The following is an 18,521-nucleotide window of genomic DNA, read 5'->3' as shown; positions in this document are numbered from 1 at the left end:
GTTTCAGTGCCTTTTAGGCCTCTAGCCCTTTCTGTACTTGCGCAACCAGCTATCAAATAAGTAGCGAAAGCAATGCCCAACGTCGCCAAGGCGCGGCGGCTTGTCACAGGGGAACACCTAATCGCTTGATCGTTTGGGTCAGCGTCTCGTTGTCGGGGTTGATCTTGAGGCCTTCTCGAAAGATCAGCACAGCCTCTGGCTGCTGATTGGCGGCCCACAAAACCTCACCCAGATGCGCGGCAATTTCAGCGTCGGGCCGGTCTTTAAAGGCACCGGTGAGCAGCCGCAAGGCTTCTTCAATGTTGCCACTGCGAAACTGGGCCCAGGCCAAACTGTCCGTGATAAACGGGTCGTTGGGGGCGAGTTCCAGCGCTTTCGTGATCAGTGCAATCGCCTCAGGCAGGCGCAGGTTGTGGTCGGCCAGCGAATAGCCCAGGGCGTTGTAAGCGTGTGGGTCATCCGGCTTGGCCGCGATGAGTGTGCGAAGCAAGCGCTCCATCTCGCTCAGGTGGCCCAGTTTTTCTTGCGCCATAGCCAGCTCATAGACCAAGTCAAGTTCGTCGGGGAATTGCTCGGTCATTTGCAAGAGCCGGTCACGGGCGCGCTCATACAGCTTGGCATCTCGTAGCAGCTGTATTTCGGCTGTGCGCTTCAGGTTGACATCGGCATCCGATTTTGCGGGCAAGGCCTGAACCAGTTCCAGAGCCTCATCGACCTGGCCTTGCTGGGCCATCAGTGACGCCCTGCGGACTTGCGCTTGCACCAAATCGTCCGGGTTGTCGACGCGCTGCAGCCAATCTTGCGCAGCTTTAAAGTCTTTTCGTTTGAACGCCATTTGCGACAGCGAGAAAAACGCCTGCGAGCGTCCGCGCCGGGCTTCTACTTGCTGCTCGGCGGTCGCGGCATCCACCAGCGTCAGGTAATGTTTGAACTGCGTATCAGCCTGCTCCAGCTGGCCCGCTTGCATGGACAGAGCGCCGTCGATCAGCCAGGCATCGGCGTAATTCGGCGTTTCCGTGCGAATTGCCTGCAGCTCGCGTTTGGCGTCGTCTTCACGCTGGCTTCTGAGCAAGGCTTTGATATAGGCCATACGGAATTCTGGCCGGGCATGGGGCAGGTGTTTTTTGACCAAGGCTTCTGCCTGGGGGGTGTCGGTATTCATCAACGTCAGCGCCAGCAGCGCGGGGTGTTCAGAACGGCTGTCTGCGGCCGCGCCTTTGGTTGCCGCCTCCAGCGCCCTGGTTTTGTCTGCAGCTGCCAGCCAGACGCGTCCGCTGGCTGCCCAAGCGGTCGCGCCCACGCTGGGGTCTTTGGCCCAGTCGTTCATAGCTTTCTGAAAAATCACAGCCGCCAACTGACGGCTGCTAACCCTCTCAAAGTTGGGCGGCAAAGACCAGATGAAATCGCGTCGCTCTTTGGCCGTGGTGAGTTGAATGCCACGCTTGAGTGGCTCCAGAGTGTCCGCAACACGGTTCATCCCCAGCAGGATCTGCAGAGTGAAATGACTGGCCTCGCGGGAATTTGGCAGTGCCTGACTCCAGGCTTTGGCCGCTTGCAGCGCTGACTCGCCTGAGCGCGCCTGCAGCGCGATTTGCACCGCGCGCCGGAAAACGGCAGGATCTTTGGTTTTTCGCGCGGCGTCTAGCATCAGTGAGAAAGCTGTGCCCGGTTCCTGCGCGCGTGCATTGAGTTCACCGAGGAGGATTTCGTAGAAAAGCGGGGCATCAAGCGCCGAGCGTTTGGGAGCCGTCTCCACAGGGCTGGCGTTCTGGGCATGGAGCACGAACGAGCAGGACAGCAACACCGGCAATAAAACTGTTTTGAAGCGCATCTATTCATAATAATCCATGCCCCAACAAGTTTTGTTCCATGCCTGAATTACCCGAAGTCGAAGTCACCCGGCGCAGTTTTGTAGCTGCCATCGAAAGCGCTCGCATTGACACCGTGTACCTGGGTAAACCACTGCGCTGGCCGCTGGGATACCCGCCTGAGGCGCTGGCGGGGCGAACAGTGCGCACGGTGGGCAGGCGCGGCAAGTATTTGCTGATTGAGTTAAGTCAGGGTTGGCTACTGCTGCACCTGGGAATGTCGGGAAGCCTGCGCTTTGCGCGTGACTTGCCAGCGCCTGGGGTGCATGACCATTTTGAACTGGTGACCTCGCAGGGCACGCTGCGCTTGCATGATCCACGGCGTTTTGGTGCGGTGGTGTATGCCGATAGCCTAGTGTCGCCCGCAGCCCTGAAATTGCTGGGGCATCTGGGAGTGGAGCCCTTGTCGGATGCTTTTGGTCTGCCGGCCTTTGCTGCTGGGCTCAAAGCCAGGCAAACGGCCATCAAGCAAGTGTTGATGGGCGGTACGCTGGTGGTGGGGGTGGGCAATATTTATGCTTCTGAGGCGCTGTTTATGGCGGGCATCCGCCCCACCTCGCGCGCCAACAAACTTAGTCGGCCGCGGGTAGTGCGGCTGCAAGCCGCCATACGCGATGTGCTGGCGCGGGCAGTGGAGCAAGGTGGCAGCAGCCTGCGAGACTTTTCCAACGCTGATGGGCAAACCGGCTATTTCCAGCTGGAGGCAATGGTGTATGGGCGCGCTGGCTTGCCGTGTCGACACTGTGGCTCTGCCATCAAAATGATCCGGCAGGGGCAACGCTCTACGTTTTACTGCCCGGTTTGTCAAAAAGCCTGAAATGTGCAGCGCCAAAGAGCGCTTGCAAGGGTGCTATATTGACCGGCGACGCATATTCTGGAGGCAGATTGGGAACTTCATTCAACGAAAAATTTGACCAGCACAGTGCCTGGCGGCGTGAGTTTGCCCTGCGCCTCAAACTGCTGTCTCAATGGTTGCAGGACCAGGATTTGCTGGATGCCTCGGTAGAAGACCGCTTGCGTCGCTTGGAGGCCCAGGTCAGGGTGGACAAGGTGATGGTGGCTTTTGTGGCCGAATTTTCGCGCGGCAAGTCAGAGCTGATCAATGCCATCTTTTTCGCCGGTTACGGTCGGCGCATCATGCCCGCCAGTGCCGGGCGCACCACCATGTGCCCGACCGAGATGGGGTTTGATCCCGAAGTGCCGCCATGTCTGCGTCTGCTGCCCATAGAAACCCGCCTGCAACCGCAGTCGCTGATGGAGTGGCGGCAGGTGCCTGAAAAATGGGAGCGTACCGAGTTGGACGTGACCAATCCCAAACAGTTGTCCGAGGCGTTTGCCAAGGTGGCCGAAACCCGGCGGGTCACGCAGGAAGAGGCGCGCGCGTTGGGCTTTTGGCACAACCAATCTGTAGAAAGCAATCCTGTCCCGGATGCCAATGGCCTGCTCGAAGTGCCCAAATGGCGGCACGCGCTGATCAATATCGCTCATCCGCTGCTGAAGCAGGGCCTGGTTATTCTGGACACCCCCGGTTTAAACGCGATTGGCGCCGAGCCTGAGCTCACCGTGAGCCTGATTCCGCAAGCCCAAGCGGTGGTGTTTATTTTGGGGGCTGATACCGGTGTCACCCAGTCTGATTTGTCCATCTGGCGTGAGCATCTGGTGGAAGATGAGCAAGATGTATCGACTCGCCTGGTGGTTCTGAACAAAATCGACACGCTGTGGGATGCGATGGACAGCCCGCAAGAAGTGCAGGCGCAGATAGAGCGGCAAAAGCGCAGCTCGGCAGAAATTTTGGGCATTGCTCCAGAGCAGGTGGTGGCTGTTTCAGCGCAAAAAGGGCTGGTCGCCAAGGTTAAAAATGATGTAGTTTTGTTGAAGCGCAGTTGTCTGGAGAATCTTGAAGACGCCCTGAGCCACGACATCATGGGGCGGCGCCAGAGAATCTTGGGTGCGGCGGTAGCCCGCGGTATTTCTGCGCTGCGCGGCGAGACGGGACGTTTTGTGCAAGTTCGCCGGCGTGACCTGACCGAGCAACTGCTGGAGCTCAAAGGCCTGCAGGGCAAGAACAAGCCGGTGATTAAAAACATGCGGATGCGGGTAGCGCATGAGCAGGCCGAGTTTGATGCGGCCGGTGTCAAGATTCACGCGGTGCGCTCGGTGCACATGAAGCTGATGCGTGAGATCTTTAACCTGCTCGGCCCGCAGGCACTCAAAGACGAGATGGCGCAACTCACGGCTGCGCTCAAACAAAAAGGTTTCAAGCTTGGCATCAAGCGGTCTTACGGTGAAACCTTTGAGCGCTTGCGTGCCAATTTGCGCGATGTTCATGCCAGGGGCCTAGAGATTCACGCCATGCTGGTGGCGACCTTTTTGCAGCTCAACACCGAGTACGGATTTTCTCTGCAGGTGCCAGATGAGCCGCAGATTGAGCCCTACCTGAGCGACCTGGACCTGATTGAGCGCAGCCATGTGCAGTACCTGGGCATTGGTAACGCATTCCGGCTGGCGCAGCCCGAGTTTGCCGACCGGCTGGTGCGTGCGCTGAGTACCCGCCTGAGAAACGTGAATGAAACCGCCTTGAGCGACATCGAGGCGTGGAGCAAATCTGCTGCGTCTCAACTCGATTCGCAATTGCGCGAGCGGCGCAAGAATTTTGTGCGTCGGCTGGAAGCCATTGACCGCATTGCCCAGGCGTCAACCGGCCTGGACGAACGCATCAATGAGATCAACACCCGCAGCGCCGAGCTTGATCAGGCCGAGCACAAGCTGGTGGAGCTGACCGACTCGCTGTTGCAGATGACCACCCCGTCGCGTTTTGGGCTGGCCATGCATGCCGCTTAAGCCCAGCGCAGACGGCTTTGCGCCCACGCTGGTGCGCTGGCAGCGCGCACACGGTCGTCATGATTTGCCTTGGCAGCAAAGCCGGGACCCCTACCGCGTCTGGTTGTCTGAGATCATGCTGCAGCAAACCCAGGTGGTGAGGGTGCGCGACTATTTTGCGCGCTTCCTGTTGCGTTTTCCCGAGGTCAGCGCGTTGGCGCAGGCGCCGCTGGACGATGTGCTGGCCCTGTGGAGCGGCTTGGGCTACTACAGCCGTGCCCGCAACCTGCACCACTGTGCCCAGCAGGTGATGGCCGTGCATGGTGGCACTTTTCCCCGCACGGCTGAGCAATTGCAAACCCTGCCAGGCATTGGCCCTTCAACGGCGGCGGCCATTGCGTCGATCTGCTTTGGCGAGCGGGTGGCGATTCTGGACGGCAATGTGAAGCGCGTGTTGACCCGCTACCTGGGGTTTGACACTGACCTGGCGATGGCCAGCAACGAGCGTGCGCTATGGCAAGAAGCTACGCGCCTGCTGCCCCAGACCGACCTGGCTGAGACCATGCCGCGCTACACCCAGGCGGTGATGGACCTGGGCGCCACAGTGTGTACTGCCAGAAAACCCGCGTGCGGCGCGTGTCCGCTGCTTGGGGCTTGTCGCGCACAGGCTTTGGGCACCCCTGAGGCTTTTCCGGTGAAAACCCGCAAGCTCAAGCGCAGCGCGCAAACGCTCTGGCTGCTCTGGGCACAGACACATGACGGGGCGGTTTGGCTCAGCCAGCGACCCGCGCCGGGCGTTTGGGCCGGCTTGTATTGCCTGCCCTTGTTTGACGAGCGGGACGCCCTCATGAATTGCCTGCCCCTGGCGTTACACCCGCAGGCGCAAGACCAACCGGTGATCAAGCATGTGCTGACGCACAAAGACCTTTACTTGCACCCGGTGCAGTTGGTGATGCCAGCCGGGTCGCTACCTCAGATGGCTGGCGCTTGGGTCAGCGCAAACCAATGGCACAAGCTTGGGCTGCCAGCGCCCATCAGAAAGATGCTCAGCGCCGCCAATGGCTAGCGCGCGTCCATTTCGCGGTGGCGCTTGAGGGTGTTCCAGCGCGCCGCAAACAAGGCCGCCAGCTGCTCGACGAGGTACACCGAGCGGTGTTGCCCACCGGTGCAGCCAATGGCCACGGTGACATAGCTGCGGTGATTGAGCGCCAGAGACTCCATCCAACTGTCCAGAAAACCCTGAATCTGGGCCAGCATGCGTTGCGCCTCAGGCTCACGCTTTAAAAAGTTGATCACTGGCGCGTCTTTGCCGGTCAAATTGCGCAACTCTGGTTCGTAATGCGGGTTGGGCAACATGCGCACGTCAAACACGTAATCTGCATCGGTGGGAATGCCGCGCTTGAACGCAAAAGACTCAAACACCAGCGTCAGTTGGTCCCCCGGTGCCTCGATAAACGCTTTGACGTAGCTCTGCAGCTGGGTGGGGCGGATCACGCTGGTGTCGATCACATGCGCCTGCATGCGCAAATCGCTGAGCAGATCCCGCTCCAGCTCAATGGCGTCTGCCAGCGCGTGGCGCTGCTCTTGCAAGACGTTTTGTTGTAGCCGCTGCGATAGCGGGTGACGCCTGCGCGTCTCAGAAAAACGCCGGATCAGTGTGTCGGTGGTTGCATCCAGAAAGATCGAGTCCACCTGAAAACCCTGCGCCTTGAGCTGTTGTAGTTGTTCGGGCACCAGCGGCAGCGAATTGGCACTGCGCACATCGATGGCAATCGCCAGGTGTTTGGCCTGATGCGTGCGCTCCAGTTGTACCAAAGGCATCAGCAGTTCAGGCGGCAGGTTGTCGACGCAGTAGAAACCCAGGTCTTCCAGGGCGTGTAGCGCTACCGACTTGCCCGAGCCGGACATGCCGGTGATCAGAACAATTTTCACATTCAGTTTTGGCGTATTCATCTCAAGCTCCTTGGCTACTCAGCATGTCGCGGGCGTGGGTCAGGGTGCTGGCCAGAATGCGCTCGCCGCCCAGCATCCGCGCCAGTTCGGACACCCGTTCTTCACCGCGCACAGCCGCAACCGAGCTGAGCGTTGCGTTGCCAGCAAGCTGCTTGCTCACCACCCAATGCTGATCAGCACAGGCGGCGACCTGCGGCAGGTGGGTAACCGCCATCACTTGGCGGTCGGAGCCGAGTTGGCACATCAGCCGCCCCACGGTTTCGGCCACGGCGCCACCCACCCCGGCGTCCACCTCGTCAAAAATCAGCGTTTGCGCCGTGCCCAGCTGGCTGGTGGTGACCGCAATGGCCAGCGCCAGGCGCGACAGTTCACCGCCTGAGGCCACTTTGTTCACCGGGCGCGGTGTGCTGCCGGTATGGCCAGCCACCAGAAAGTTGATCTCTTCCAGCCCGGTTTGCAGGGGTTGGGCACACGCCAGAACCTGCACCTCAAACTGTCCGCCCTGCATGCCCAGGCCTTGCATGGCTTGGGTGATGGTTTGGGCCAGCTTGGGCGCTGCAGCCTGCCTTGCGCGGGTGAGTTGGCTGGCCTCTTGCAGATAGGCTTGATGGGTGGCGGCCACCGCTGCTTCCAGCACTTGCAAGTCGGCAGCAGCGTCCAGCGTTTGTAGTTGAGCTTTCCAACTGGTCAGCAGCTCTGGCAGGTCTTCGGCGGCGCGCTTGTAGCGCCGCGCCATGGATACCCACAAGCCCAGGCGCTGGTCCAGCACGCTGAGGCGGTCAGGGTCCGGCTCGGTCTTGCGCAGGTAGGCGCGCAAGGTGTGCACCGCATCTTCCAGCTGCGCCAGACTAGATGCCAAAACCTCGTCTAGCCCTTTAAATACGGGCTCTATATGCTCTTGTTTTTGTAGTGAATCAAGTGCGCTTCCCACTTGGCTGCGGGCGCTCATCTCACTTTCGTCCAGTACCTGCAGGGCTGATTGCGCTGCTTCCAGCAAGGCCTGGGCATTGGATAGGCGTGCGTGCTCGGCGTTCAGGCTGGGCCATTCGTCGGGCGCTGGGCTGAGCTTTTCCAACTCGCTAATCTGCCAGGTCAGGCGTTCGCGCTCGTTGTGCAAAGACGCTTGCGAGGCTTGTGCCTGGGCCAGCTTGTCTTGCGCGGCGCGCCACTGCTGCCAGCGGGTTGCCACGGCGTCGGTGGTGACCTTGGCGTAGGCGTCCAGCAAACCGCGGACCGCGTCAGGGCGGGTCAGGCTTTGCCAGGCGTGTTGGCCGTGAATGTCAAGCAATTGCTCACCCAAGGCGCGCAACTGCGTGGCGGTGGCCGGGCTGCCGTTGATCCAGGCGCGACTTTTGCCCTGGGTGTCAATGGTGCGGCGCAGCAGCAAGCTGTCGCCGGGCTCAAAGCCAGCGTCTTCCAGCCAGGCGAGCACGGCTGGGGTGGCCTCAAACTCGGCGCTGACATCGGTGCGGGCAGCGCCTTCGCGGATCAGGTTCACATCGGCGCGGCCGCCGGTGACCAGTTGTACCGCATCAATCAGGATGGATTTACCGGCGCCGGTTTCACCCGTCAACACGGTGAAACCGCTAGAGAGCTCCAGGTCGAGCTCGCTGACGATGACAAAGTCACGCAGGACAATGCGTTTGAGGCTCACGTTGACGCTACTCCTTCGTTCCAGTGCAGCTTTTCCCGCAGGGTGTCAAAGTAAGACCAGCCCTTGGGATGCAAAAACCGCACATGGTGGTTCGAGCGGGTGACCTCGATGCGATCCCCAAGCATGAGAGATGCCAGGGACTGCTGGTCAAAGCTGGCGCTGGCATCCCGACCAGCTACTATTTCGATAGCTATGTGCGCAGTGTTGGCAAGGACTATGGGCCGATTTGACAAAGTATGTGGAGCAATTGGCACCATCACCCAGCCCGGAATTGAGGGGTGCAGCAAAGGCCCGCCGGACGACAGCGCGTAAGCAGTAGACCCGGTGGGTGAGGCAATGATCAGCCCATCTGCCCGCTGGTTAGCCACAAAATGCCCGTCCACCTCTACCCGCAGTTCCACCATGCCTGAGGTCGCGCCACGGTTCACCACCACATCATTGAGAGCCATAGCGGTGTAAACACAGTGCCCGGCGCGCATGACCCGGCCGTTCATCAGGCTGCGGTGGTCTTCCACGTATTCCCCCTGCAGCATCTTGCTCAAACAACTGGCAAAGTTGTCGTAAGGAATATCGGTGATGAAACCCAGGCGCCCCTGGTTGATGCCAACCAGCGGTACGCCGTAGGCTGCCAACTGCCTGCCAATGCCGAGCATGGTGCCATCGCCCCCCACCACCAGCCCCAGATCGCATTGCTCGCCAATTTGCGCCACGGTAAGCGTTGGGTAACCTGCCATGCCCATGTTGCGGGCGGTATCTGCCTCCAGCACCACATCGCAGCCCTGGTCGTGCAGAAAGTTGGCGACCGCCTCCAGCGCTGCGCGCGAACCGGCGATCACGGTCGAACTGCCGGAGGTTTGGTATTTGCCGATCAGGGCGACGAGCTGAAATTTGGAATCCATTCTTAAATTACATCACTAAAATGAAATCATGCTGGATGACCGTGCCAAGTTATTGTTGAAAGCGCTGGTTGAGCGATACATCGCTGATGGACAGCCGGTGGGGTCACGTACTTTGTCCAAGGCATCCGGGCTGGAACTCTCGCCTGCCACGATCCGAAACGTGATGTCTGACCTGGAAGAGCTGGGCCTGATCGTCAGCCCGCACACCTCCGCCGGGCGTATTCCCACGGCGCGGGGATACCGGCTGTTTGTCGACACCATGCTGACCGTGCAACGGGGCCATTTGGGCCAGCACAGGCTGGCGCCTGATCAGCCGCAAAAGGTGCTCTCCAACGCGGCCAACCTGCTGTCGAGCCTGTCACAGTTTGTGGGTGTGGTGGTGGCCCCCCGGCGCACCAGCGTGTTTAGGCACATCGAATTTTTGCGTCTGTCAGACCGGCGCGTTCTGGTGATCATCGTCTCGCCGGAGGGCGACGTGCAAAACCGGGTGATCTTTACCGAGGTGGATTTTGCCCAGCCGCAGTTGGTGGAAGCGGCCAACTACCTGAACGCCAACTACATTGGGCTGGACATCGAGCAGGTGCGTGAGCGCCTGAAGAAAGAGGTAGAAACCCTGCGCGCCGAAATCGCCAGCCTGATGAACGCAGCGGTGGCTGCCAATTCAGACGTGCTGGCTGAAACGGCTGGTGAGGTGGTCATTTCGGGCGAAAGAAACCTACTGTCGGTGAGCGATTTTGCGCACGACATGGGGCATTTGCGCCGCGCCTTTGATCTGTTTGAGCAAAAAGCCCAACTCATGCGCCTGCTGGACGTGACTGGCCGTGCTGAAGGCGTGCGGATTTTTATCGGCGGCGAAAGCCAGGTGGTGCCGTTTGAAGATTTGTCGATCGTCAGCGCGCCGTATGAGGTGGACGGCCAGGTGGTGGGAACGCTGGGCGTGGTCGGCCCCACACGCATGCCTTATGACCGGATGATCCAGATTGTGGACATCACCTCCAAGCTGGTCAGCAACGCGCTGAGTCACCACAAGTAGCCCCTTACAATCAGCGGTTCGGTTGGGCCGTTAGCTCAGTTGGTTAGAGCAGAGGACTCATAATCCTTTGGTCCACAGTTCAAGTCTGTGACGGCCCACCACACCAGCAAAGGAAACCCTGCTATTGTTTAAATAGTGGGGTTTTTCTCTTTGTGTCCCGTGTAGCCACTGTGCAGCCACCATTACCGGGTTTTGTACTGTGAAGCCAGCGTGTAGCCACCAGCCTATGACGCCTCTCAACGGCTCTATGCCGTTTAGTGTGGAACTTGACATCACAAGCAGCGGTGGATAAGCACGTTGTATTTTGGTGTGGCGGGCTGCAGCGGACAGCTTGGCAAATGCTTGAGCTTGGACATGCGCAAATACGCGATCACGATGAAATTGGCAGCCGTTCTGAAACCCCGTGCCACGCCTTTGGCAAAGGCTGCACTCATGTCTTGGCAGACGTGTTGGATTTGCTCTGGGTCGCCGCCATAGGCCTTGAGCTCTGCGCAGAAGTCCACCACTGTTTGGTGGTCGCGTCCCTCGCAGGCAAAGAGCAGACGTTTTGCTTGAAGGTCATGCACCACAGTGATGTCGTTCTGACCTTTGCGCAGGCTGGTCTCATCAATGCCGACAATCTTCACCTCAGACATGTCGTCGAGCTTGCGGGCGCCCCTACATAGTGTTCAATACGCCGCCACAGCTGTTTGTCCGAGCAGCGCAGCAATGCTGCGGCTTGGCGCACCGGCAGTTCCTGACACAGCGACAGCGCCAGGGCTTCAAACAGTGCGTAGAAGCAACTTCCTCCGCGCCCAAGCCCCACCGGGCTCGACTACTACATTGTATTTTTCAGGTCAAGTTCCACACGAAACGACGAATGGCCCTCTCAACTTGCTAAAACAATTATGAGTCGCTCTGCTGCTGGGCGAGGGCCTAGCGCCGGGGCGGTGGCCGACCTATGCGCTGATAGCCGCGGCGGCAGGCGTGCTGGTGCTGGATGGCCTGCGCCGCAGGCTGCGCGAGCGCCGGCGCGTGCGTGAATCTGCCGCTGCGGCAGCAAAAAAATTCCCTTGTGAGCGTCCTGACTTGCGCCCTGGCGTGTTGCATTACTGTTCGGCTTTTCAGCCAACCACGCGCATGGGCTGCGGTGATATGCCGTGATAGGTGGTAGGCAGCGTGTTTTTTATCTCTATTGACAGAACGCACACACCATGAGTGACAGCATTCGGATCGGTGTCGCGGACTACGGCAATCTGGGCCGTGGCGTTGAAGCCAGCATTGCCCGCAATCCAGACATGGCGCTGGTGGGAGTTTTTACCCGCCGCGCACCCGCCCAAACAAGGCCCCGAGCTGGCCGCGCTGTTTAACACGGTGGCCAGCTTTGACACCCACGCCCGCATCCCTGAACACTTTGCTGCGGTCGATGCGCCTGCGTTGGCGAACCAAAAAACCGCGTTGATTTCCGCTGGCTGGGACCCAGGCATGTTCTCCATCAATCGTGCCATGGGCGAAGCCCTGCTTCCCGATGGCGCCACCTACACCCTCTGGGGCAAAGGCTTGAGCCAAGGTCACTCGGACGCGATTCGCCGCATTCCGGGTGTGGCTGGCGGTGTGCAATACACGCTGACAGTGCCGGTTGCGGTGGAAAAGTACGCAGCGGCGCGCGCCCCGAGCTGTCCACCCGGAAAAAGCACACGCGCGAATGCTTTGAGGTGCTCAGCGTCGACGCGGACGCAGAAGCCGTGCGCCAAGCCATCGTCACCATGCCGCATTACTTTGACCAGTACGACACCACCGTCAACTTCATCAGCGCCGAAGTTCTGGCCAGCGAGCACAACGCCATGCCGCACGGCGGTTTTGTGATTTGCAGCGGCAACACCACAGCCGGAAACACGCAAGTCATTGAACACGGCCTGACGCTGGGCAGCAACCCCGAGTTCACCGCCAGCGAGCTGGTGGCCTACGCCCGTGCAGTGCATCGCATGGCTAAGCTGGGTCAGCACGGGGCTAAGACAGTGTTTGACGTCGCACCCGGCTGGCTCTCGCCCAAGAGCGCTGCGCAACTGCGCGCCGAGCTTCTTTAAGGATGGTCTGCAATTTAAAAAGTCGTCTTACATCCACCGTTACATCGTTCGTGCAAGAAAAAACCCCACTACCGATTCGATAGTGAGGTTTTTATGTAATTGGCTGGTGCCCGGGGCCGGAATCGAACCGGCACTCCTTTCGGAGGGGGATTTTGAGTCCCCTAACTAAAGTATTTGCCAGTGTTGATTAACGCCTATATAATCAATACAAATCAACAAGTTAGATAGAAATTCACACAGTGCAGGCGTTGATTGGTGTTCGCCAAAATCGCTCAATCAAGTCTGTAAAAAGTCTGTAAATAAAAACCAAGTCTGTAAAAAGTCTGTAAAAGTGGAAGGTTCACAACATGGCACGCCAAAGCAAAACAGCCGCGATTGACTACACGCTGACGCACGACTTGACCGCCGGGTTACTTGAGCGGGCCAAATGCCCTGATGGCGTGCCTTTCGTGCTGCTGAAGGACACCGACAAAAAAGGCTTGCGGCTGCGCATCACAAAAGCCGGGGGCAAGCACTGGCAGTTTGAAACCCGGGTGAAGGGAAAGCTGTTCACCCGTGCGCTGGGGGAGTGGCCCACCGTGACCATTGGTGACGCCCGGGCAAAAGCACATGACCTGCGTGGCCTGACCGAACAAGGCACCGACCCGCGAATCCTGGAGCGCCAGCAACAGGCAGAGATAGAGTCTGCCCGTGTTGCCCAGCTTGAGGCAGAAAAATTCACCCTCACCAACTTGCTTACAGCGTATTGCGATTACCTGAAATCGTTGGAGCGCATATCGCACAAAGCGGCACGAACCATATTCAAGGTTCACGTCGTCGAAGCCTGGCCCAAGCTTGCGGCACTGCCAGCCAATGAGGTCACGGGTGAACAAATCGCGGACATGATGCGCCGGGTGATCGAGCAGGGCAAAGACCGCACCGCCAACAAACTGCGCTCCTACATCCGGGCCGCTTACCAAGTAGCGATAGCCTCTCGTAGCAAACCTAGCATTCCACTGTCGTTCAAGGCGTTCAATGTCCGGTCAAACCCGGCAAGTGACACGATGCCGGACGAAACGGCCAACCGTGCCGACAAGCACCCGCTGAGCGCCGCTGAAATGCGCCAGTATTGGCAGACCATCAAACCCATGCCCGGCTTCATTGGTGCGGCACTTCGCCTGCACCTGCTGACCGGTGGCCAACGTATCGAGCAACTGTGCAGCCTGCTGACTGCCAATGTCGGTGCGGATTCGATCACCTTACTGGATGGCAAGGGTAGGCCCGGCAAGGCACCCAGACCGCACACCGTGCCCCTGATCGTGCCTGCCGCTACCGCACTGCAAGGGTGCAACCCACAAGGCGCACACGCCATTTCATTGAATGGTGGGAAAACCCACCTGAGTTCAGCAGCCTTTAGCCGTTGGGCAGTCGCTGCAAGTGCTGGCATCGTTGACTTTCAGGCCAAGCGCATCCGCTCAGGCGTTGAAACCATCCTGGCATCCGCACGCATCAGCACCGACCACCGAGGCCGCTTGCAGAGTCACGGCATTGCCGGGGTGCAGGCCAGGCACTATGACGGCCACGACTACATGGATGAAAAGCGGCACGCGTTGGAGACTTTGTTCAGCCTGCTGGAGGGTGTGCCGGTCACCAGTGGCAACGTAGTGCAACTTAAAGCCGCGTGACACTGGGCAGGTTGCCATCAACGAAGACATACAAAAATATATATACTTCAACCATGAAACGGATTGAATTCAGAGGCACCGCACTGGTTGACCTACGCGACTTCCCGCAGAGTATCAAACGAGATGCGGGGTTCCAGTTGGACAAGGTGCAGAACGGTTTGCCCCCGGACGACTTCAAGCCCATGAAAACGATTGGTGCCGGTGTCGTCGAACTGCGAGTTCGGGACGAGAGTGGGGCGTTTCGGGTGGTGTACGTGGCCAAGTTTGAAAGTGCCATTTATTTGCTGCACTGTTTCCAGAAGAAGACCCCCAAAGGCCGCCAAGCGTGACATAGAGTTGGCCCGCCAACGATTTGCAGACCTGATCAAGGAGATGAACCAATGACCGACAAACAAAGATTCGCCAGTGTCTGGGACGCCATCGAAGACACGCCACAAGAGGCCGCCAGCATGAAAGCGCGCTCGGCGCTGATGATGGAATTGAGCACCGTCATTCAAGAGCGTGGCATGACCCAGGTTGAAGCCGCCGCTCTGTTTGGTGTAACGCAGCCGCGTGTGTCTGACCTGATGCGCGGCAAGATCAATCTGTTTTCACTTGACACATTGATTGACATGGCGGCCACTGCTGGCATGAGCCCGATGGTGAAAGTGTCCAATCCGAAAGCACCGGCCAACTTACCAACACCGCGGCGCAGGCGTGTGGCTGCGGGCCAGGCTGTAGCTGTCTGACGTTATGTGCGCGACAAAACCGGACTTTGATTACTGGCGAAAGCGCTCAACATTGGCTTTGTCGGAAGTAGCAGCGTTGATGTATGGCGTTGACCCCCGTGCCGTGCATGAGGTCGCAGACGAACATGGTGATTGTGTTGATTTGACAGATGATGAAAGCGTCCTGCAGTCGAGCCTTCTTAGCGGTGATTTGATCGGGTACATCAAACAGTTGAATGCGCCCGATCGGGACACACAAGTATCCGTCGTCAGTTTGGTACCCTGGCTTCGCGCACACGGGTACAGCGGGCTCGCGGGTGAACTTGACACGACGCAAAACACCGTCGATCTGCCAACCCAAGCACCGCCAGCTGCCATATCACCTGCAGTACCAGACCCCGAGCGTCGCCTTGCCAAGCTGATTGAACTTGGTGGTACGTACAAATATCGCGATGGCAAATGGCACTTTACCGGTATTGGTAAGTTGGAAAATTTCGAACGAAACGCCGACCACAAACGATGCTCTCAAAAAACAATTCGAGATGACCTAATAGAAGCAGCGCAATCTGAACGCGATCTGAAGCAGGCTGGAGCTTTACGAGGTGGCTTGGGACAAAGGTAAGCATTTCCCGGTAATTCCCGTTTTTTCCCGCACACATTCCCGAGCCCCCAATGACAACCTGTTGGTGCGTATGTATTTCCCTTCCCGTTCACTCCCTTGAACTTGAAATTGAGTCTTTCAACAAGCCGACACGGCTAAAGAAAGCAACTCATGTCTATCCAGACAATTCAACAGTTCCCCAACCTCCTGACCGAACAGCGCCCCACCGTCAACACGGCCACGGCAGCGCATTGGTTATCCCGTCGTCCGCAGACCATGCGCATCTGGGCATGCCGAGAAGACGGCCCCATTCGACCCATACGCATTAATGGGCGATTGGCCTGGAATGTGGCATCCATCCGCAACCTGGTGGGGGTTTAATCATGGCCCGCCACCTCTCCCCAAACCCATTGGCAGCCCACGCGTTTCTCAACCTGCTTGACCCGCGCGGCATCTTCACTTTCCAGACCTTCGACGACGACAAGGATCGTAAAGCCCTGAGCTTGGCCCGCGTACTTCATGGAACCCTGACCCAGCACGCCGCAGCGCTTGAAAAGCTCCAGCAACAAGGTGCCGGTGCCTTCGTCATGATCAACCAGGGTGACGGCATCATCCATGAGGGCGAAAAAACCTGTCGTGTCACTGCCAACGTCATCAGTGTTCGCGCCCTTTGGGCTGACCTGGACGGCTCTCCGCTACAGCCTGTTCTGGACGCGCATTACCCTGACATCGTCGTTGAAAGCAGCCCAGGACGGTGGCACACCCACTGGCTGACAAACGACTGCCCGTTAGCAGACTTCAAGCTGCGTCAGAAGCAGATCGCAGCCAAGTTTAAGGGTGACCCCAACGTGTGCGACCTCCCTCGCGTCATGCGCCTGCCCGGCTTCTGGCACCAAAAGGCCGAGCCCTTTATGACCCGCATGATTTTTCCGAAAGGCACAAAATGAAAGCCAAACTCAAGCTGGTCGCACCGACCACACCACCGCAGCCAACTGCCACACCCCGACCGGTGCTCAGCATCGTCAACGCCTTGGGGCTGGACAGCGTGCAACTGCCCGGTGGCTCAAAGACTGGTAAGCGGGCACGCAAGCCGGATGCACCGAATGTCGCCGCCAGCAATGACGGCCGCATACCCGAGTCCGGCCGCAACAACACGCTAACCAGCCTGGCCGGTTCCATGCGCCGCCGTGGCATGAGCGCCGAGGCGATTCATGCCGCGCTGCAAGCTGAAAATATTGCCCACTGCGATCCGCCGCTAGATGAAAGTGAGGTAAGCACCATTGCCGCCAGCATCATGCGGTACCCGGCCTCTAGTCCCGATGACGTCACCCAGTCGCTCAACGATGCCGGTAACGCCGTTCGCTTTGGTGCCCGTCACCTCTGTGAGGCCATCTACGTGCCGGGTTTAGGTTGGCACCTGTGGGACGGCTTGCGCTGGTGTCGTGACGGCATCGGCAAGGTCATGGAACTTGCCAAACAGGTCGCACGCGACATCTTCAAAGAGGCCGCAGTGGTCAGTGACGACAGCCTGCAAAAGCTGGTTTTCAAGCATGCCACCGTCAGCCTGAAAGCGGCCAACCTGGAGGCTGCTCTGAAACTTGCCCGCAGTCTGCCTGAGCTGGTCGTGCGCGTCGATCAACTCGACAGCCACGACATGCTGCTCGGTGTGGGCAACGGCGTGGTGAACCTGCGCACCGGCAAGCTGGTGCCAGTGCAGCGTGATCAACTCATCACGCGGCACAGCCCGGTGGTCTTTGATGCCACTGCCACTTGCCCGCAGTTTCTGGTATTCATCGACCAGGTGACCGGGAGCGACAAACCACTGATCCGCTACCTGCAGCGCGTCGTCGGCTATGCCTTGACAGGCTCGACCGCTGAGCAGTGTCTGTTCTTTCTGTATGGCATTGGTGCCAATGGCAAGAGCGTGTTTCTGAATTGCTTGAAGGAACTGCTGGGCAGTGAGTTGGCCAGCCAGACACCGTCTGAAACTTTGATGGTCAAAAAGTCTGGTGGCTCGAACGACATTGCCCGCCTGCAAAACGTGCGCGCCGTCATCGCTAACGAAGTCGAAGATGGCTCGCTGTTGGCAGAGTCTTTGATCAAGCAAATGACCGGCGGCGAACTGGTAACCGCGAAATTTCACTACCAGGAATTTTTCGAGTTCATGCCCAAGTTCAAGCTCTTCATCGCTGGCAACCACAAGCCTGTGATCCGGGGCCGTGACAACGGTATTTGGCGACGCGTCCGGCTGATTCCGTTTGAGACGGTCTTTACGAAGGCGCAGCAAGACCCAAACCTGCAGGCCAAACTTCGCACTGAGTTGCCAGGCATCCTCAACTGGGCCATCAAGGGCTGTATTGACTGGCAGAAAACTCGTTTGTCAGAACCAACGATCATCAGTGATGCGGTCAGAGCCTACCGCGAGGAGATGGATGTGCTGGGGGCATGGCAGAAGGACTGCTGCACCGTGGGCCAGCACCTTGAAACCAAAGCCAGCGATGCTTACCGAAGCTACAAGTATTGGGCCGAACAAAATGGCTACCGGCCCATGGCAAACGGAAACTTTGGGCGTGACCTGGCAACTCTTTTCAAACGTGAGTCGCGCAAGGATGGCAATTTTTATGTGGGGCTCAAATGCGCTTAATCTAACCGCCAAGCAGTGGAGGGTGGTGGAGGCTCCAAACATACCTTTTTCTATTTTCACGACACATGGAAGAAGTTATGAATTTACCCTCCACTGCCCTCCACCTTTTTCTTATGCCGACGCGCCCTGGAATGCGCCACCACCGCTGGCAATGACCGCCAGCAACTCCCCATCCGTCATTCTTTCCATCCGCGCCAGTTTGCCCCGCCCTGCCAAATCCACCTCGACCCGCACCCGCTCAGGCAGGTAAAAGCCGCAAATTTTGGCGATTTCACGGTAGGCTGCGACGATACCCATGGGCTGCTTGAGCGACTTGGCCAACTCGGCTGCCTCAACCAGTTCGGCCAGCAACTGCTTCCGGCTCATCCCCATATCCGCCGCCGTCACCGCCTCCAGCTCCCGGACACGCTCCAAAACGCTAGCATTAGCTATCAGGCGCGTCCCGGTGACGCTGGCGCACCCCTGGGCATACCCAGCCTCGCGGGCCGCCTGGCTGGCGTTGTGGTGCCTTGCGTAGGCAGTCGCAAAGGCCTCCTGCCGGGCTGACAACATGGACGGGATGGCTTGGTCTGACATGCCTATATTTTAAGCAGTTTCGTCCGTTTACGCACC

General features: G+C 58.7%; 16 protein-coding genes, 1 tRNA gene and 3 pseudogenes. 14 read left to right on the top strand and 6 right to left on the bottom strand.

All coding sequences use genetic code 11. The annotated features are described in order from the left end of the window. Positions 1–103: 103 nt before the first annotated feature. Positions 104–1,831 carry a tetratricopeptide repeat protein gene (locus BLL52_RS00230; protein WP_075584744.1) on the bottom strand — a complete coding sequence of 576 codons (1,728 nt, stop codon included), beginning with the start codon at positions 1,829–1,831 and terminating at the stop codon, positions 104–106. A gap of 38 nt (positions 1,832–1,869) precedes the next feature. Here BLL52_RS00230 and mutM point away from each other — a divergent pair, with 38 nt between their 5' ends. The 3 genes from mutM (at position 1,870) to mutY (ending at position 5,754) form a co-directional block, all read left to right on the top strand. After that, the gene (mutM, locus tag BLL52_RS00225) at positions 1,870–2,685 is read left to right on the top strand and encodes a bifunctional DNA-formamidopyrimidine glycosylase/DNA-(apurinic or apyrimidinic site) lyase (protein WP_075584743.1); all 816 of its coding nucleotides are present in this window, start codon (positions 1,870–1,872) and stop codon (positions 2,683–2,685) included. 68 nt (positions 2,686–2,753) lie between these two features. After that, positions 2,754–4,709, top strand: coding sequence for a dynamin family protein (locus tag BLL52_RS00220; RefSeq protein WP_075584742.1), 1,956 nt, complete (start codon positions 2,754–2,756; stop codon positions 4,707–4,709). Beyond that, a complete protein-coding gene (mutY, locus tag BLL52_RS00215; protein ID WP_075584741.1) occupies positions 4,699–5,754 on the top strand; it encodes an A/G-specific adenine glycosylase in 1,056 nt (351 codons plus the stop codon). The genes BLL52_RS00220 and mutY overlap by 11 nt, the downstream gene beginning before the upstream one ends. Here the strand turns inward: mutY and rapZ are convergent. From rapZ to BLL52_RS00200, 3 genes are read right to left on the bottom strand one after another with little or no spacing between them, the layout of a single operon-like run. Then, positions 5,751–6,626 (bottom strand): RNase adapter RapZ, encoded by an 876-nt coding sequence (rapZ, locus tag BLL52_RS00210; RefSeq protein WP_075584930.1) that lies wholly within the window; start codon positions 6,624–6,626, stop codon positions 5,751–5,753. The two genes, mutY and rapZ, sit on opposite strands and share 4 nt — an antisense overlap. Before the next feature lie 16 nt (positions 6,627–6,642). Then, on the bottom strand, positions 6,643–8,295 hold the full coding sequence (gene recN / locus BLL52_RS00205) for a DNA repair protein RecN (protein WP_075584740.1): 1,653 nt from the start codon (positions 8,293–8,295) through the stop codon (positions 6,643–6,645). Then, complete coding sequence (locus BLL52_RS00200; RefSeq protein ID WP_075584739.1) at positions 8,292–9,194, bottom strand: NAD kinase; 903 nt, start codon at positions 9,192–9,194, stop codon at positions 8,292–8,294. Before BLL52_RS00200 ends, recN begins: the two co-directional genes overlap by 4 nt. Positions 9,195–9,222: 28 nt before the next feature. On the opposite strand from BLL52_RS00200, the gene hrcA reads away from it, so the two are divergent. Together hrcA and BLL52_RS00190 are read left to right on the top strand one after the other, a co-directional pair. Then, on the top strand, positions 9,223–10,227 hold the full coding sequence (gene hrcA / locus BLL52_RS00195; RefSeq protein ID WP_075584738.1) for a heat-inducible transcriptional repressor HrcA: 1,005 nt from the start codon (positions 9,223–9,225) through the stop codon (positions 10,225–10,227). 24 nt (positions 10,228–10,251) lie between these two features. Further along, a tRNA-Ile gene (locus BLL52_RS00190) sits at positions 10,252–10,328 on the top strand. Positions 10,329–10,631: 303 nt separating this feature from the next. Here BLL52_RS00190 and BLL52_RS00185 read toward each other — a convergent pair. Further along, positions 10,632–11,020, bottom strand: a pseudogene (locus tag BLL52_RS00185) (ISL3 family transposase); the annotation flags it as partial. A gap of 400 nt (positions 11,021–11,420) precedes the next feature. On the opposite strand from BLL52_RS00185, the gene BLL52_RS21910 reads away from it, so the two are divergent. The 9 genes and pseudogenes from BLL52_RS21910 to BLL52_RS00145 all read left to right on the top strand — a co-directional run bounded on the left by BLL52_RS21910 (position 11,421) and on the right by BLL52_RS00145 (position 17,909). Next, a complete protein-coding gene (locus BLL52_RS21910; protein ID WP_420852609.1) occupies positions 11,421–11,576 on the top strand; it encodes a hypothetical protein in 156 nt (51 codons plus the stop codon). A gap of 115 nt (positions 11,577–11,691) precedes the next feature. Further along, positions 11,692–12,293 (top strand): annotated as a pseudogene (locus BLL52_RS00180) (diaminopimelate dehydrogenase). Positions 12,294–12,640: 347 nt separating this feature from the next. Beyond that, positions 12,641–13,957, top strand: coding sequence for a tyrosine-type recombinase/integrase (locus tag BLL52_RS00175; protein WP_075584737.1), 1,317 nt, complete (start codon positions 12,641–12,643; stop codon positions 13,955–13,957). A gap of 53 nt (positions 13,958–14,010) precedes the next feature. Next, entirely contained in the window at positions 14,011–14,286 is a 276-nt protein-coding gene (locus tag BLL52_RS00170) for a type II toxin-antitoxin system RelE/ParE family toxin (protein ID WP_280523404.1), read from the top strand. 51 nt (positions 14,287–14,337) lie between these two features. Next, positions 14,338–14,607: pseudogene (locus tag BLL52_RS00165) on the top strand (helix-turn-helix domain-containing protein); the annotation flags it as partial. A gap of 82 nt (positions 14,608–14,689) precedes the next feature. Next, positions 14,690–15,286: a hypothetical protein gene (locus BLL52_RS00160; protein WP_139313240.1), complete on the top strand. Its 597-nt coding sequence runs from the start codon at positions 14,690–14,692 to the stop codon at positions 15,284–15,286. Between the two features lie 150 nt (positions 15,287–15,436). Beyond that, positions 15,437–15,646, top strand: a complete 210-nt coding sequence (locus tag BLL52_RS00155) for a hypothetical protein (RefSeq protein ID WP_075584734.1) — start codon at positions 15,437–15,439, stop codon at positions 15,644–15,646. Positions 15,647–15,648: 2 nt separating this feature from the next. Then, complete coding sequence (locus tag BLL52_RS00150; RefSeq protein ID WP_075584733.1) at positions 15,649–16,212, top strand: DNA-primase RepB domain-containing protein; 564 nt, start codon at positions 15,649–15,651, stop codon at positions 16,210–16,212. Then, positions 16,209–17,909 (top strand): phage/plasmid primase, P4 family, encoded by a 1,701-nt coding sequence (locus BLL52_RS00145; protein ID WP_075584732.1) that lies wholly within the window; start codon positions 16,209–16,211, stop codon positions 17,907–17,909. Before BLL52_RS00150 ends, BLL52_RS00145 begins: the two co-directional genes overlap by 4 nt. A 111-nt stretch (positions 17,910–18,020) precedes the next feature. Here BLL52_RS00145 and BLL52_RS00140 read toward each other — a convergent pair whose 3' ends face one another. Beyond that, positions 18,021–18,485, bottom strand: a complete 465-nt coding sequence (locus BLL52_RS00140) for a terminase small subunit (protein WP_075584731.1) — start codon at positions 18,483–18,485, stop codon at positions 18,021–18,023. Positions 18,486–18,521: the final 36 nt, after the last annotated feature.

The sequence above is a fragment of the Rhodoferax antarcticus ANT.BR genome (assembly GCF_001938565.1).
In the GTDB taxonomy this organism is placed as follows: Bacteria; Pseudomonadota; Gammaproteobacteria; order Burkholderiales; family Burkholderiaceae_C; genus Rhodoferax; species Rhodoferax antarcticus.
Note: the sequence above shows the minus strand (reverse complement) of the source record. Positions and strands in the feature narration are given on the sequence as shown.